Source organism: Ruegeria sp. HKCCD7296, from assembly GCF_013110775.1.
GTDB lineage: Bacteria > Pseudomonadota > Alphaproteobacteria > Rhodobacterales > Rhodobacteraceae > Ruegeria.
Window position 1 is genome coordinate 1 of the sequence record NZ_WVRF01000029.1, and the last position, 15,151, is coordinate 15,151.

At 52.4% G+C, this 15,151-nt stretch carries 13 protein-coding genes; 6 read left to right on the forward strand and 7 right to left on the reverse strand.

All coding sequences use genetic code 11. The annotated features are described in order from the left end of the window. Positions 1-39 precede the first annotated feature (39 nt). From GS632_RS21645 to GS632_RS21655, 3 genes are all read right to left on the reverse strand, one after another. Entirely contained in the window at positions 40-501 is a 462-nt protein-coding gene (locus GS632_RS21645; RefSeq protein WP_171722453.1) for a MaoC family dehydratase, read from the reverse strand. Between the two features lie 126 nt (positions 502-627). After that, positions 628-1,419, reverse strand: a complete 792-nt coding sequence (locus tag GS632_RS21650; protein ID WP_170805206.1) for a class I SAM-dependent methyltransferase — start codon at positions 1,417-1,419, stop codon at positions 628-630. A 64-nt stretch (positions 1,420-1,483) separates the two neighbouring features. After that, complete coding sequence (locus GS632_RS21655; RefSeq protein WP_170805205.1) at positions 1,484-2,404, reverse strand: sulfurtransferase; 921 nt, start codon at positions 2,402-2,404, stop codon at positions 1,484-1,486. A 266-nt stretch (positions 2,405-2,670) separates the two neighbouring features. Between GS632_RS21655 and GS632_RS21660 the strand changes: the two genes are divergently transcribed. The 3 genes from GS632_RS21660 (at position 2,671) to GS632_RS21670 (ending at position 6,563) form a co-directional block, all read left to right on the forward strand. Next, positions 2,671-3,951 carry a tetratricopeptide repeat protein gene (locus GS632_RS21660; protein ID WP_171180434.1) on the forward strand — a complete coding sequence of 427 codons (1,281 nt, stop codon included), beginning with the start codon at positions 2,671-2,673 and terminating at the stop codon, positions 3,949-3,951. 383 nt (positions 3,952-4,334) lie between these two features. Further along, a complete protein-coding gene (locus GS632_RS21665) occupies positions 4,335-5,981 on the forward strand; it encodes a tetratricopeptide repeat protein (protein WP_171180433.1) in 1,647 nt (548 codons plus the stop codon). A gap of 207 nt (positions 5,982-6,188) precedes the next feature. Further along, a complete protein-coding gene (locus GS632_RS21670; RefSeq protein ID WP_171180432.1) occupies positions 6,189-6,563 on the forward strand; it encodes a rhodanese-like domain-containing protein in 375 nt (124 codons plus the stop codon). A gap of 53 nt (positions 6,564-6,616) precedes the next feature. Here the strand turns inward: GS632_RS21670 and GS632_RS21675 are convergent, their stop codons facing one another. Beyond that, positions 6,617-7,513 (reverse strand): LysR family transcriptional regulator, encoded by an 897-nt coding sequence (locus tag GS632_RS21675; RefSeq protein WP_170415292.1) that lies wholly within the window; start codon positions 7,511-7,513, stop codon positions 6,617-6,619. A 159-nt stretch (positions 7,514-7,672) separates the two neighbouring features. Between GS632_RS21675 and GS632_RS21680 the strand changes: the two genes are divergently transcribed. Beyond that, the gene (locus tag GS632_RS21680; protein ID WP_170805200.1) at positions 7,673-8,083 is read left to right on the forward strand and encodes a GFA family protein; all 411 of its coding nucleotides are present in this window, start codon (positions 7,673-7,675) and stop codon (positions 8,081-8,083) included. A 31-nt stretch (positions 8,084-8,114) separates the two neighbouring features. Continuing rightward, the gene (locus GS632_RS21685; protein WP_170805199.1) at positions 8,115-8,309 is read left to right on the forward strand and encodes a DUF1059 domain-containing protein; all 195 of its coding nucleotides are present in this window, start codon (positions 8,115-8,117) and stop codon (positions 8,307-8,309) included. A 244-nt stretch (positions 8,310-8,553) separates the two neighbouring features. Here the strand turns inward: GS632_RS21685 and GS632_RS21690 are convergent, their stop codons facing one another. The 3 genes from GS632_RS21690 to GS632_RS21700 form a co-directional block, all read right to left on the reverse strand. Then, positions 8,554-10,269 (reverse strand): adenylate/guanylate cyclase domain-containing protein, encoded by a 1,716-nt coding sequence (locus tag GS632_RS21690; RefSeq protein ID WP_253282942.1) that lies wholly within the window; start codon positions 10,267-10,269, stop codon positions 8,554-8,556. Between the two features lie 1,699 nt (positions 10,270-11,968). Continuing rightward, entirely contained in the window at positions 11,969-13,513 is a 1,545-nt protein-coding gene (locus GS632_RS21695) for a ShlB/FhaC/HecB family hemolysin secretion/activation protein (protein ID WP_171722454.1), read from the reverse strand. A 219-nt stretch (positions 13,514-13,732) separates the two neighbouring features. Next, positions 13,733-14,662: an SdiA-regulated domain-containing protein gene (locus tag GS632_RS21700; protein ID WP_171722455.1), complete on the reverse strand. Its 930-nt coding sequence runs from the start codon at positions 14,660-14,662 to the stop codon at positions 13,733-13,735. A gap of 182 nt (positions 14,663-14,844) precedes the next feature. Here GS632_RS21700 and GS632_RS21705 point away from each other — a divergent pair. Then, a partial coding sequence (locus GS632_RS21705; protein ID WP_171728256.1) for a hypothetical protein occupies positions 14,845-15,151 on the forward strand: 307 nt, incomplete at its 3' end.

Here is a 15,151-nt window from a genome sequence, read left to right on the forward strand (position 1 = left end):
AACCGGGGTCAATATTGGATGCCGATAGGGGGTCAATGTTCAATGCCGATTGACACTCCGATATGCCATCACGTGGTGCATAACCAGGTTAAGAACTTCAACATCGTTCTGGTTAAATGTCTGGTATCGGAATTTGACCGTTCCCCGGTCTGGCTTCGAACGTGACGGTGTAATCGCCTCAACCGTGACGCGCACGCTGATCGTGTCACCGGAATACACCGGAGCCAGCCACCGTACCTCGTCCATTCCATGTCCACCCAGATTGGTTCCGGTAAGTACACCAGTGTCGCGAAACAACCTGAAAGTAAGCGCTATTGTCTGAAATCCACTGGCAATGAGACCGCCGAACATCGACTCTGCGGCAGCCACTTTGTTAACGTGGAAGGGCTGCGGGTCATGAACCAGTGCGAAGTCAATAATCGCTCCCTCGGTCAGCGTGACGCCACCGGTTTCGAAGGTTTCGCCAACCGACAAATCGTCGATGTATTTTCCGCTAGCCATGGCAAAAGTATAGTTTGATGCAGACTCAACCGTCAACGCGGAGCCAGGCTCGGCCGCCACTAATGCTGCATTGTCTTTCGACCATGGCAAAGATCGTAATGGAGAACTAAGTCAGTGGTCGTTGACCTATGCCGCGGCGACAAATAGGTGCGCTTCTTGCGGTACGTGCAATACGCCTTCTTTGTCATATCTAGACAAAGCGTCTGCAACCTCTTCCACGACCTTGTTGGTGACGTCAGCACCTGCATCCTTAAGATCGGTTTCGATTGGCAGCGCCATGATTTGCGCGCGAAGATCAATAAATCTTCGCTCAAGTACCAATGGCTCGTGACGAGCTATCTTGAAGCCTGCATCGACCAACAACTTAGAAATGAGGTCCCCATCTCGAAACGAAAAAGGCGCTCTGGCCTTGATTGCGGCATCTGTTCCAACATGGCGCTCGAGAGCTTTTGCAAGCGCTCCATTGAAGGGCGACACTGCACGCCAACATGTCAAAAATAGCTGACCGTCATTGCGCAAGATCCGATGAACTTCCTGCAAAGCCGCGGATTTGTCGGGGAAGAACTGAAGCCCCTGTTGTATGAAGGCATAGTCAAACGTAGCATTTTCGAAAGGTAACTCGGTTACATCCTCTGCATACCACTCGAGCACATGACGACAATCCGGCTGATTGGATTGCGCGACCTCAATCATGGTTTCGTTCAGATCTACGCCAACAACCCGGCCTTCGCCCGTCAGTTTCCTTGCAATCTCTCGCGTCAAAGCCCCGGTGCCGCATGCAATGTCGATAACACAAGTGCCGCTTCGAAGCTGAACCTTCTGCATTGTTGCTTCAGCCAATGGACCGAACATCGCAGGCACACTATGGTTGTTGTACTTCTGCGCAGCTTCTTTGGTCAGCCGGAATTTGTCCGTCATCAAAAATATCCTCCTAGCAAAGCGTTAATAATTGGACCACCCAAAGTGACCCAAAATCGTAGTCTCACGAGGCTTCAACTGGAAGGCTCTCATCGGCGCTCCACTCAGCCCATGAACCATCATACAGGCGGGACTTTTCGAACCCCATTTGGCGCAGCGCAAGGAGCCCACAAGAAGCAGCTATGCCACGGCCGCAATAAGCGATGACCTCATCGTCAGTTTGAATTCCCTTGTCCTGATAGTGCTTGAGGAGCTTGGAATGATCCGCCAACTTGAATGACCCACGTTCCTTTAGTTTAGCTGCACGTTCGGATATGGGTGTGTGTGCCAAGTCCGGATCGATGTTCGATATCGCCGGTATGTTGACCGCACTGGGGATATGTCCCGAGCGACCTCCCCATGTGTGAACTCCGTCGCCTCGGAAGAGGTCGTTTGGTAGAAAGTCCACAATTCTGACTCTGGGTTTACCTATCGCATCCAAGACATCAGCTTTGCGGGCAATCCAATTGCTCTGCACTGTTGGTTCAAAGTCACCATGCTCAACGGCTAGATCGCCAGTTTCAGTGGTCCGACCTTCGAGTTTCCATTGCTGCAAGCCGCCGTCCAAGACCCGCACGTTGTTATGGCCATAGTGCGAAAGTGCCCACCAAAGACGCGCAGACGCCAACGGAAGCCCAGAGTCATCGTAGACCACGACATGACTGTCGTTGGAAACACCCAACTCTCGCATCTTTTCCCCAAAATCCTCTGGCCCGAGCATCATATCGGGAGTGTTCTGAGTGCTGTCTGCAAGCTCTGTCGACATGCCAACATACACTGCGCCAGGAATGTGCTCGGCTTGGAATTCGCTCCTATCATCATAGGCCACGCCCTTGCCGTTTTCCTCCCTAAACTTCCAGCGAACATCAATGATGCGTAGTTTCGGGTCAGTCAGGTTATCTGCCAACCAAGCCGTATCAATGAGCGGGCGAGTTTGGGTAGTCATACCTACGTTCTCCTCTAACCGGACGCGGGTCGAGCCGTATGCAATAATCCCCAAATTTGGTTTCGGAGTCCAATTTTGGAAAATCGATATTTGATGAAGCAACTATGGTTTGAACGGCTTTTAGATGATTTCATGAGACTTCTGAAAGAAACGGATGCTGAAATCATGGCGCCTCGTACCGTCGATTTCCTTTGACTCGTTTATGGCTAGGCATGCTCATATAGCTAACTGACGGACAGGTTTGGTACAGATAGTGGAAGGTTTGGATGCTTGAAGATCGATACGGAAGCCCGCTAACGACCACATCACAAACTGCGCGAGACGCGTACGTTGAAGGCATCGACCGTTTTCTGGGTGCTTTTGATGATGTTGAAGAAGCCTACCGATCAGCAATGCGGGCAGATGATGGTTTTGCTATGCCGCATGTTGGGCTTGCGCGCTACCTTGTTACTGTCGGGCGTGGACAAGATGCAAAGCGTGAAATAGCCGTCGCAAAAGAACTTTCGCATGGCGTCAGCCCGCGCGAAGCCGCCCAGATCGACATTATCAGCGATCTCATTGAGGGGCGTGCACCGCAGGCCTACAGGCGCATCCGAGATCACGTCGCAGACCATCCGCGAGATATTTTGCTTGCTCAGACATGTACCAGCGTATTTGGCTTAATAGGGTTTTCAGGTCAGGCTGGACGCGAGGCAGAGCAGCTTGCGTACACAACCATGTTAAAGCCACACTATGGCGACGACTGGTGGTTTCTCTGCCAGCATGCATTTGCCCAGATGGAGGCCGGACAGATTGGCCCGGCCGCGGAAAACATCGAGCGCGCGCTTGAATTGAAGCCTGACAGCGCACACAGTGCACATGTCAGGGCCCATCTCTACTATGAGAACGGGGAGACGGACGCTGGCTACGCTTATCTTCGCGAGTTCTGGCAAGACTATCCCTTCACAGCGTATCTGCACTGCCATCTCAGCTGGCACGTCGCTCTTTGGGCGCTTGAGAGCGGCGATGTGGCAGGTATGTGGAAGCTGTTCGATGATTATGTTTCCCCCGACCGACCACCTGCGCCACCACTGAACGTTCTGACTGATAGTGTGGCAATTGTTCACCGCGCTTTTTTGGCTGGCGAGCAAATTCCTCAGGAGCGTTGGCAACAACTCAGCGACTATGCTGTTCAGTTCTTTCCTTCACCTGGTTTGGCTTTTGCGGATGTTCACGCTGCTCTTGCGCATGCGATGGCTGGAAACAGAGAGCGTCTGGAAGCAACCATTGACGGCGCAAAGGGACCCGCAGGCCCCACCGTTGCTTCGGTAGCAGGCGCATTCCGTGCGTTGGCGGATGGAAATGCGGACGAAGCGATTGAGAAATTCGTAAGTGTCATGTCTGAGCACGAACGCCTTGGTGGTAGCCGGGCGCAACGCGACATTGTTGAGTTTTCATTGGCGCATGCGCTGGCAATATCGGGACAATCGAATGAAGCTCGACGTATCCTCAACATGCATCGACCGCATACCTCTCACGACCATGCAGTTGCCACGCTAGAAGGGTAGGGTGCCCGTATTTTTGACGCCCGCAATGAGCCCAAATTACACGTTTTCAACGCCAGTTAGAACAGAAGCTGTCGCACGACGTTACCAGGCCCCGAAAGTGTTGGTTGGCGGAAAAGACCAACCTGACTGCCGACATCAGCTTTCTCAAAAGACCGTCTTAGGTGTGCGAGTGGTGTTTGTGGTCTTGTCGGTGGGCTAGTGTGGAGGGATTGGACGGTGCCTCACGCATGTAGCCGATAAGTTGATCAGTCGCCAAGGAGAGTGCTTCGATCAAATGGGGCTCATATAAGTCGGGTCTATGCCTTGGGTCGGCTTTGATGTCGCCAGTATCGAGAAACAGCCCATTGTGGTAACCTCCTACCTTTAATTAGGGGGTTATTGTGATGGAATACTATGATCTCGGTAGCTACAGCCGAAAGATCACAACCTCGTCGGACGAAGCCCAGCTTTGGTTTGATCGTGGTTTGGCTTGGACTTACGCGTACAACCACGAAGAAGCGATTGTATGCTTTCAGAATGCCGTGGCTGCGGATCCAAATTGCGCAATGGCGCATTGGGGCATCGCGTATTGCATTGGGCCGAACTACAACAAGCCCTGGGAAACATTCGAAGAAGACGAGAAGCCTGACTGTATCGCCTTGGCAAAAGCGTCAATCGAGGCTGCTGCGTCGTTAAAGGACAAACTGACGCCTGTTGAGCGCGCGCTCATCGAAGCCATTCCGGCTCGTTATCCATCCTCATCGGATATCGAGGATTTTAGCCCATGGAATGATGCATTCGCTGATGCGATGCGAAAGGTTCACTCTGAATTCGATCAGGATCTGGACGTGTCTGCGATTCTGGCCGAGTCGCTCATGAACCGGACACCTTGGCAGCTTTGGGATTTGCCGACTGGGAAACCAGCGGATGGAGCCGATACACTTGAAGCCATAGCAGTCCTCGAAACTGCATTTGATACACTCCTCGGAGCATGGGAACACGCAGGGCTCCTGCACATGTACATTCACCTGATGGAAATGTCGCCCCACCCCGAACGGGCACTGCGTCACGGCGATGTGCTCAGCACGCTGGTGCCCGAGGCCGGGCATTTGCTTCACATGCCCACCCATATTGACGTCTTGTGTGGAGATTACATGAACGTTGTGTTGCGTAATCACAAAGCCATCTTGTCAGATCGAAAGTTCCTGGAACGCGAAGGCCCTGACAACTTCTATTCCGTTTACAGGTGTCATAACTACCACTTCAAAATCTACGGAGCGATGTTTTTGGGGCAGCCAACGGCGGCACTGGAAGCTGCTGATGAGCTTGTCGAAACTTTACCTTCAGAGACACTTCGGCCAATGGCTGATTGGTTCGAGGCGTTCATTCCTATGAAACAACATGTATTGATCAGGTTTGGACGCTGGCAGGCTATCCTTGATCAGGATTTACCTGAAGATGCGGAGCTCTACAGCGTCACTATCGCCATGATGCGGTATGCAAGGACGGTCGCCTTGGCCAACCTACACAGGGTCGCTGAAGCCGAGAGTGAAAAAGCCAAGTTCTATGATGCTCTAGCCAGAGTTCCTGAGACCCGAATGCTGTTCAACAACACATGCCGGGACATTCTGAAGGTCGCTGAGCAAATGATGCTGGGTGAGTTGGCCTATCACACAGGAGAGCACGAAACGGCCTTTGACCACCTGCGAAAGTCAGTCGAGATCGACGACAACTTGCCATACGACGAGCCCTGGGGCTGGATGCAACCCACCCGTCATGCGCTGGGTGCTCTTCTTCTTGAACAGGGCCAGATGGAGGAAGCCGAAGCTGTTTACCGTGCAGACCTTGGCCTGGATGCAACGCTTAGCCGGGCCTGTCAGCATCCGGGCAACGTCTGGAGCCTGCATGGCTTGCACGAATGTCTCGCCCGGCGCGGTGAAACGGTCGAAGCCGCCCACATTAAGCTACAACTGGACAAGGCCGCTGCCCGCGCCGAGGTGCCGATAAAGGCGTCGTGTTATTGCAGGCAGAAGGCGTTGGCCGCCGAGTAATCTCGGATCAACAGCAATGGCTGGGGCAATTGCGAGGCCCGCTTCTGCCGTTGATCGGGACTTGTTTAACTTCGTTGATGGCAACCGTCTGGGCGACCACAAGACCGGCAATCATCGCTTGGATGCCGTTTTGCGGTAAATCAGCCGCATGGTAGCATCGCGTAGGATTTGCAGTCGGGGGGCAACATGGTCTTAACATTCGCACAAATGGAAACTCAGGAAATATCCAAAGCAAATCCAATTTCAGCAACTGACGCGCTGGCAGTACTGATCGAAGACCCCAACGCACTTGTGGTGGACGTAAGGGATAGCGCTGAAATTGCGGCCACAGGTATCAGCCCAAGAGCAATTCCGGCTCCTGGTCGCGCCGTCGCTTGGATGGCAGACCTTGAAAGTGAATACAGATCTCAAGAGTTACAGGATCGTGCAAGGCGAATTTTCACCACTTGTGGCGGAGCTCCGAGCTATCGAGGCGCGGCAGCGGCAAATGTATTGACTGCGATGGGTTTTCAAAACGTGCAGTTCATCGATGGAGGGATGGCGGCTCTGATCGCAGCGGGCTCCTCTACAAAGCAGCCTTAAAAAAGGCGAAACCAACGGTGATGAGCAAACACGCAGGGGTCAATAGAAGCTTCTCAGCTTGCAGAGTTGTGTCTCGATACGACTTGCGACTGAGATTTTAGCCAATTGACGAAAACCTTAGCCTCGGGGCGCTGAAATTCTGCCTGCGTCTGGATGTAATAGACGCCGAAGAGAGGCTCAGAGAACAATTCAATCATCCGACCAGATGACAGATCGTCCTCGAAAAAAGCTCTGGCAGAATACGTGATACCGTCACCCCGGCGAACCGCAGTCATGATCAGGTTCCCCGGCATGTGATTTATCGTCAATGGCTCGAGAGGTACGACCCCATGATAGGTGAACCAGTCGGCCGCTTCGTTGGTGCCCAGTTCCTGCAACCAAGGTAGTTTTGTCAGAGAGGCCGGGTCACGCAGATCTTGGCCTTCCACCAGTGAAGGTGTCCCGATCACGACCATGTCGGAAACAAGGACAGTATCCTCTTCTTTTCTCGGCATGCGTCTGTCGTGATACCGAATGGCGACATCGATACCACCTGGTCTTATCTGAACCAGTTCCGAAGTTGGGTTCAGCATCAAAGTGATCTCTGGATGTTCGCGTTGAAACTCTGCCATTCTCGGCAACAGCCACTCCACCGCGAATGCTGGTGACATTGTCACTTGAACGGGACGCTGCGCTGTGTGTTCTGCCAGTCGTTCGACACCCCTTCCAATGATTTCAAAGCCGATACCCAGTTCACGCGCAAGAATGATGCCTGGCTCTGTCAATTCAATGCTGCGCCCACGTTTAGCAACAAGAGCTACACCCAAGTGCCTTTCCAACGATTTCACCTGCTGGCTGACAGCCGCTTGGGTCACGTTCAAGCGTTCAGCCGCTACAGTGTAACTCCCAGCCTTCGCAACCGCTGAGAAGGCGCGCAAAGCGTTCATTGGGGGAAGGTGCAACCAATCCATACTGTAGTTTTTCTAAAGTTTTGTTAGACTATTTGAGTCGCATGATATCGACATTCTTGACATTATTCACAGTGAAATCTGCGCTGCTATTATAAAATATTGGAGCGGATGCTTTAGTGCTGATGTCAACCTAGCCGCATGCCAGGAGATCTTGATACGATGGAAAAACTTCAAGGTGGATGTTACTGTGGTGCTGTTCGATACCAGATCGCGACACCACCTGTCTGGTCGGGACATTGCCATTGTCGTTCATGCCAAATGGCCCTTGGCGGTGCCTTTGTAACTTGGGCTAAAGTGGCAGCGGAAGACTTCGTAGTTATCAAAGGCGAAATCCAACACATTGAGAAAACTTCGGGTATTCGCCGCGGGTTTTGTCGGGACTGTGGAACGACGTTGACCTATGCCGCCCTAAATGAAGTTGAGGGCCAAGACTGGAGCGCTGATGCGTGGTTTTCTGCTGTAACGTTGGACGACCCATCGATTGCACAACCCATGGCCCACATCTTCGTGTCACATCAGCAGCCATGGATAAAACTCGACGACGGGCTGCCGACGTTTCCTGAATTCTAGATAACTTTCCGAGCGAACAGAGGAGAAAGCGATGAACGCTGCTTATTCATATGCCTGCAAGGATTGCGAGGGCATGGAGGCCTGCCCAGGGAAAGTGATCGCAGCGACCAAAGATGAAGTATGGAAACTCATGGAGCTCCACGCGGTGGTCGCTCATGGAGAGGACCCCAGCTCGTGGGATGCCGACACTCGGGCATATCTGGAAACACTAATAAAGCCCGCTTGATCAAATAAATTAAGCTTCAAGTTCCTACGGATAATCGGCCAAAATTATCAACTTGGTTGCTTAACCGCGAAGGGCAGCTTTCGTCTGCTACTGGGAAATTGCTGGGCCCATTTGTGAGTATCCGGGTTTGGACTGCGGCCTACCGCCAAGGCGCCTAGAAGCGCACGGCCATCACGAACCCAAATCGGAAACGTGTGAGATTGGTTTGCATCACAAACCATCCTGCTACAGCGAAACCTTGCTCCTATTCAGGCAAACCGGCTAGTCGCAATGACGCACAGTCTTTCTCCAGCCTTTTTCTGTCAGAGAAAAGTTGAGTATTCGCCCAGTCCGATATGGAAAACTGAGGGCGGTATTTCATCACATTCCGTGCTTCATCGCGAGCGGCCTCAAGGTTCTCCGTCTCTACATGGACGATTACGAGGTCGAGGTGACCAAAGCCTTCAACCCTTTGACCATATTCGGTGAATGCTTTCTTGGCTTCCTCGTATTGACCGTCGAGTCGAAGGGCTAAACCCAGAACGCCTGCATACCAACCTGGATAGTGAGGGTTCAGGGTAATGGCTTGTTGTGCGACTTGGATCGCTTCATTTGCCTGGCCATTGAAAGCTAAGGTGATTGACAGTCTGGCAGCCACGTCAGCGTGGTTTGGATTCAGCGCTAGTGCCTCGTTGAACTTCTCGATAGCCGAAACCAGCTTGCCATCGATTGCATCCGCAAAACCCGCAATAGCGTGAGCCTCTGGGTTGTAGCTGTCTATTTCCAGAGCCCGCTGAGCGCAGTCACGAGCCTCCGCTAGCGCGGCACGCCGGTCAGCAACAAATCCATGTCGTGCTTCGACAGTGCAAATGAATCCCAAAGTACAATACGGAGCCGAGTAACCCGGGTCGAGTGCAATTGCCTGTTGTGCAAATCGGCGAGCGTCGGCCTGAGCTTCCCTGGTAATTCTGCGCGAAGCCTCAACGGCCTTTAGTTGAGCGGTCCACGCGCCTAGGTTATTTGTGCCGGATCCTCTGAAACGAGCCATTTCTCCCGCCAACAGTTCGACTTGAAGCTCGGTTGCAATCCTAAGTGCGATTTCATCCTGAACTTCGAATACATCTTCAATGAGGCGATCATAGCGGTCTGCCCAAATATGCATGCCGGACTTTGCATCGATTAGCTGTGCTGTGATCCTCACCCGGTTACCGCTTTGACGGACACTTCCCTCAAGAACAAGATCGACACCCTGCTCCAGACCGACCTGTTTCACGTCAACGGAGCGACCTTTGTAGACGAATGTAGAGTTACGCGCGACGACTAGTAAATTCGGGAGTTTTGATAAAGTGGTGATGATCTCTTCGGTAATTCCATCTGCAAAAAACTCCTGATCCGGGTCAGAAGAAAGATTATCGAAAGGTAAGACGCCGATTAGCAGAGACTTTGTATGGCTAGCCGGAGTTACTCGCGGTGGGGCAGAACCTGGCGGCGACCATTGGAAAACTTCTATTGGTGACGGCGCGTTCTTAAACTGTCGCTCTCCAGCGCGATAAAATTGCTCAGCGAGGCGCTCGTCAAGGCTGCGATGGACGACATCTGAAATTAACACAGCCCCTTCGTTGGAAGCCTCTTGTAGACGTGCAGATAGATTGATGCCATCGCCGAAAATGTCATCTTCGTCGAATACGACATCTCCAAGATGCACACCCACTCGTAGTTTCAATGAGGACTGAGTCGACACCTGGCTTTGAAGATCAAGGGCGCATCGTACTGCATCAGATACCGAGTTAAACTCGACTATCCATCCATCACCCATCCTCTTAACGACATTACCTCGATGATCGCTAACCAAAGGATCAAATAACTCTCGACGTAGAACACGAAGTTCGCTGAGAGTCCTATTTTCATCTGCCTTAATCTGGCCTGAGTAGTTTACTACATCTGCCGAGAGTACTGCGGAAAGTCTGCGGTCTCCATTCATGTCTATTGGTAACGCAAATTACGCTGCTTGGAAAAGACAACATGATTTCCTGAACGTCGCGCATGTCCTAGTGAACGGTTTGGTGCAAAACTGAAAAGCTTGACTGTGAATGCCTGCTTCGGGCTGGACCTGCCAAACATGCAAGCTGCGGAGAATGGCCGCTTCGAGCCCAAACCAACCGATGTTGCTGAAAGCACCAATGTCAGCGATGCGCAGAAAGCTGACTTTGCAAAGTTGCCGTTCAACGTTTCGCTTGCCTGACCTGACCGTCCCAGATGGTCGGAGGCTCTTCTTGGAAGTGCGGCACTTTAGATTGTTGTCCTAATTGAGGCAAATTTAGGTACAGAGCATTTTTGGGCTACGTCAGCCAACGTAAACGCCAGGGAATATGGGCAATACGAAATCCAATTATCCAGATGACAATTGACGAACTATTGGTCGACTAATCTCATTGTCCGAGCAAAACCTACCATGCGAGCTTCAGCGCTGCTTTCGTTTGACCGAAATAATGCATCCAGAATGTTTTGGATGCCTTGCAGGCACATCCCGTGCCATTGCGTCCACGTTTCCCAGGTGCCGTAACGCTCCGTTGTTCAGCAACACGCCTCGCCCAGCATCATAACGGCGCTGTCCAAATCCGCTGGCAACGCATTCCCAGTCTTCCTTGGCCGCCGCGTTGCGGAATCTCGGTAGGTCGTGCGGGTCATGTCGTCCAGGTGTTGCTGAGACGTGATCGTGTTTCTTCGCATTGCTTTGGTGCGTTAGATGGTGGGTCACTTGTGTTGTGCCAGGTTGCTGGACAGTACCGGTTGTCGGCCTCGGCTTAGGGCGCATGATTGTCACGACGCCTTGTGGCTTCGGATGCCCTGGGACTGCCACGTGAGTTGCCGTCGGTTTTGGTGTCAACTGTGGAACCTGGCCAGGAACCGCCGTGGGAACCTGATTGGGGGTTGCGGTTGGGACAAGCGGTGGTGTCGCCGTAGTACCGCTGGGTTGCGGAACACGGCCGGGCACTGCGACCGGAATCTGGTTTGGTGTTGCAGTTGGGACGAGCGGTGGCACAGCAGTTTGTCCAGTGGGCTGAGGTGGGACCTGACCAGGAACTGCGACTGGTATTTGGTTTGGTGTTGCGGTGGGCACAAGTGGCGGCACCGCTGTTGGGCCGGTGGGTTGAGGCGGAACCTGGCCAGGGGTAGCGACCGGAACTTGATTGGGAGTTGCAGTCGGAACTTGCGACGGCACCGCGGTAGGACCGGCGACCAATGGTGGAACCTGATTGGGAACGGCTGTCGGAACCCGGTTTGGTGTCGCGTTTGGTGCCAAAGGCGGAGCTAGAGTTGGCGCTACTACCGGCGTGGGAACCTGACCAGGAACCGCTATCGGTGTCGCAATAGGAACCTGACCGGGAATTGCGTTCGGGACCGCGCCCGGCGCAAGGACTGGAACAGTAACGGACGTGGGCGTTTGCTGCGTTCCCTTAGGCGGCAACTGATTTGCCACCGGCTGAGTTGGGCCAGTAACTTGATTACCTGCCCCTTGCCCACCAGCCTGCCCGCACCCTTGGCTCGACTGGTGTGGGTTCCCTACACCTCGGCACCACCCGTAGTGATTTCCGCGGGCAAAGACCTGAGTAACGGCCAGTTCTGTAATTAGACAAGTTGCGGTAAGTACAGCAATTCGGTTCAGTTTCATAACATTCTCACCAACTTGTTGTCAGAGCAAGATACGCGCCAGGATCGCCAGAGTCGGTCAAAGGGCCGTCTCTCAAAGGGACACCGACATATCCGGACAGAAATAGATTTTTCTTAAACTCAATGTCCAAACCCAGACCTGTCGACGCCAGTGTAGCATTATCAACTTCGAAACTCGCAGGGTCATTGTTCGAGATGTAACCCACGTCGAAAAAGGCAAAGGGCGTTAAGCGATGTACGCTCTGGGAACTGGGGAAGTAGGAATGAGACACTTCGAAAATCGCGGAAATCCCGGAATCGCCATCCACTTCGTCAAAACGATATCCGCGCAAAGCATAACGATCACCAAGGAAGTACTCTTCGACCGAGGGCAGCCGGTCTGTTGTGTACTGCCCCCAGATCTCGGTTCGCCAAGCTGTGTTGGGAGACAAGCCCGTTAGCGGGCTTTCGTATCCGACGCCGCCTCGTAGATGCCAGAACGAAGAGTCCCCGTCGTCAAAATTCGCGTCTGTCGTGTCGTTGTCATTGTCACCAAAAGATAAGGTTAGCCCCGCTTCCAGAGCTTGTCCCCTTGGATAGTTTTGCCCGTAAAGATATGTAAGGCCAACGACACTCGCGTCACTGGATAGTGGAACGCCACCACTGACTGAGTCCGCTTTTGAAAGGCGATAGTCCAACAGAAGATACCCATAACGGGCCACATCGCGGATCACGGGGTAACCCATCGCGACTGTGAAGTTCTCGCCGTCAATATCTGTTCTCGCAAAGTCCCCCGAGAGGTCACGTTTTGCGTTTATGTTCCCGTAGAAGATCTCACCGTACAGACCATTGCTGTTCAGCGGCGTGCGATAGGTAAGAGCGCCCCATAAAGAGTGTTCATCGTCTTTGTCCCAATTGTAATTGCCTGATCCCTCAAATCGCAGCAAATCCCCGACGGTCAGCGTTGAATAAAACTCTTGTACGACATAGAAGCTGAGCGCTTCTCCAAGCTCACGCGGAGGGTTGTCGAGTGTCGCACTACCGGCTTGTTTGCGCAGAGGTTCTCCCAATACCCTCAGCCGAGCACCAGCCTGATCCGGGTAATCAAGTTCGGTCGACACGTCCAAATCGGGTATGTCCTCGGCTAGCATAACCGCCCGCTCAAATCGTTTGAGAGTTATTGGATATGCGGTGGTGAGGGGCTGAAAAATCTTCTCTAGTGTTTTGAACGTGCGAGTATCTACGCCTTCAATTTCGATGGTTTGAATGCGCCCTTCATCAACAACTATGCTCTGCCCATCGGGACCAGGCCACGCCTCAGCTAAGAAGTAGCCGTCTTCTCGGTAGATCTGAGTGATCGTTGATGCGACCTCCACCGCTGTAATGCGCCCTGATCGATCAAAGGCCAACTGACCGGCAAAAGTTAACAGCTCATCCGCATCATACACCGTTACGCCGCTGACCGAGTGCTGGGATGCGATGTCCCAGGTTTGGGCAATGCTACTTCTTGGAACTGATGCAGTGGCCACAAGAGTGCAAATGATCGCAAAAACAACTGATCTGAATACGCGCATTTTTGACAACCTTAAAGTGACTGAGCATGTTGAAGTCCAATGTTATTATGTGGTTCGCATGTGTGAACCTGACGCTACTCGAATGTATTGATGGGTGATGTTTTTAAGAAACACAGTGAACAGAACGCAGATTTACTTATTACGCCGCACATACGACGGCGCTGAATTACACAAACCGGCTTTTCAACAAGTTAGAGTAGAGAACTAGTAGGACAGTCCTCACAATTCCGGTTGCTCAAAAACATAAAGCCGCGATTTCTTGGCATCGTCTGTTAGGACATAGAGAAGCCCTTTGGTCTCATCGAGAGCGATCCCTTCGGGATGTTTAACTTCCTTTTGTTTGCCATCTTCTGAGAACGTCAAACTGATAGACTTTATTGACTTGGATTTTGGATTGTAGACGAAGATCTGACGGCTTTTGTCACTCACAATCCAAAGTGAACGCGAGGACCGAGACCATGCCAGGCCACTCAAATCCAGTTCATTATCATCTACACGTTCGGAGATAAAACCTGCATCGCGGGCTAAAGGAATAATCTCAACAATTTCGTCTAGTTCTGGCGATAACACCATTAACAACCTTGGTTGTCCCTCAATGCCAACAAAGACCCGCCCAGATTCCGGGTCAACGGCGATGCCTTCGGGTCCCTTGTTCAAAGGGTTGCCGACGAGAAATTCAGAGGCGTCCGAGTAGCCTTTGAGGGATGTGAGAGGGATTGTAGTTAGTTGAATGGGGTCTGTCGGGTGAACGACTAGAATTGATCGATCAGTTTCCTGAAGCACTAAAACAGACCCATCTTTTCGTGATGCGACGCCCTCCAGATCTGATCCCGCCAATGAAGGCAGCTTGAATGAGTTTCCTAATGCCCCGTCGATTCCAAGTAGGTGCAGTTTAGGTTCAGCGTCGCTTACTGACCATAAGAAGCCTTCCGCGTTGGACAGAGACAATCCGGAAGGCTCCGAGAAGCCTTCCGATTTATCCGCCACCTTGAAGGAGTCGATGAGAGTCAAACCGGGACTCTCGGCGTGGGCGAGCTCGATCCATGCCAGAAATGCAACAGTAGCGCTTGCAAAAGAAGCTAGTGTTCCAAGCTTGGGGAAGCACCGTGAAAACCCAAGTTTCGACCGAAGCAGCTTGTGTTCTGACATTGGGTTTTCTCGCGCTTGGACCATATCCTTGTATCAGCGTTCGTATCACAGTCCGGACGCGATGTCCGAAGAATGCACGGTAATCTCTTTACCTGATCCCGCCTGTTGCGATTGAATTGAATAGGGCACGATGTGCCTTTGGTGAAGCGTAAGCCTTTGGCGTGAGCAGGAAGGAAGACAAGTTGAATACGACCCTCACATTTGTGACCGTGTTGTTGATGCTGCTGTTGCCAGGTGCTGCGGTGTCACAAGTCGACCCTGCGACGATGCTGGCCGGGGCTTCGGGGTCGGAAATCGTTATCGAACGCCGGTGGACGCAGTTTCGTGGCAAACAGGAACTGTATTTCTTTACTCTCGATGTGATCGTTACGATCATTCTGGCTGGCTTGATCGTCTATCATCCGGTGAGACGTAAAGCCCGTAGAAGTGTCAGCGATATCGTCATGCCGCGACTGTTCTTCCTTTATGCGCTTGTCGGCATGGCGGTTG

What these genes read in the sequence shown, in the direction of transcription:
- GS632_RS21645 (WP_171722453.1), bottom strand. Translation starts at nt 501, where the DNA reads ATGGCTAGCGGAAAATACATCGACGATTTGTCGGTTGGCGAAACCTTC.
- GS632_RS21650 (WP_170805206.1), bottom strand. Translation starts at nt 1,419, where the DNA reads ATGACGGACAAATTCCGGCTGACCAAAGAAGCTGCGCAGAAGTACAAC.
- GS632_RS21655 (WP_170805205.1), bottom strand. Translation starts at nt 2,404, where the DNA reads ATGACTACCCAAACTCGCCCGCTCATTGATACGGCTTGGTTGGCAGAT.
- GS632_RS21660 (WP_171180434.1), top strand. Translation starts at nt 2,671, where the DNA reads ATGCTTGAAGATCGATACGGAAGCCCGCTAACGACCACATCACAAACT.
- GS632_RS21665 (WP_171180433.1), top strand. Translation starts at nt 4,335, where the DNA reads ATGGAATACTATGATCTCGGTAGCTACAGCCGAAAGATCACAACCTCG.
- GS632_RS21670 (WP_171180432.1), top strand. Translation starts at nt 6,189, where the DNA reads ATGGAAACTCAGGAAATATCCAAAGCAAATCCAATTTCAGCAACTGAC.
- GS632_RS21675 (WP_170415292.1), bottom strand. Translation starts at nt 7,513, where the DNA reads ATGGATTGGTTGCACCTTCCCCCAATGAACGCTTTGCGCGCCTTCTCA.
- GS632_RS21680 (WP_170805200.1), top strand. Translation starts at nt 7,673, where the DNA reads ATGGAAAAACTTCAAGGTGGATGTTACTGTGGTGCTGTTCGATACCAG.
- GS632_RS21685 (WP_170805199.1), top strand. Translation starts at nt 8,115, where the DNA reads ATGAACGCTGCTTATTCATATGCCTGCAAGGATTGCGAGGGCATGGAG.
- GS632_RS21690 (WP_253282942.1), bottom strand. Translation starts at nt 10,269, where the DNA reads ATGAATGGAGACCGCAGACTTTCCGCAGTACTCTCGGCAGATGTAGTA.
- GS632_RS21695 (WP_171722454.1), bottom strand. Translation starts at nt 13,513, where the DNA reads ATGCGCGTATTCAGATCAGTTGTTTTTGCGATCATTTGCACTCTTGTG.
- GS632_RS21700 (WP_171722455.1), bottom strand. Translation starts at nt 14,662, where the DNA reads ATGTCAGAACACAAGCTGCTTCGGTCGAAACTTGGGTTTTCACGGTGC.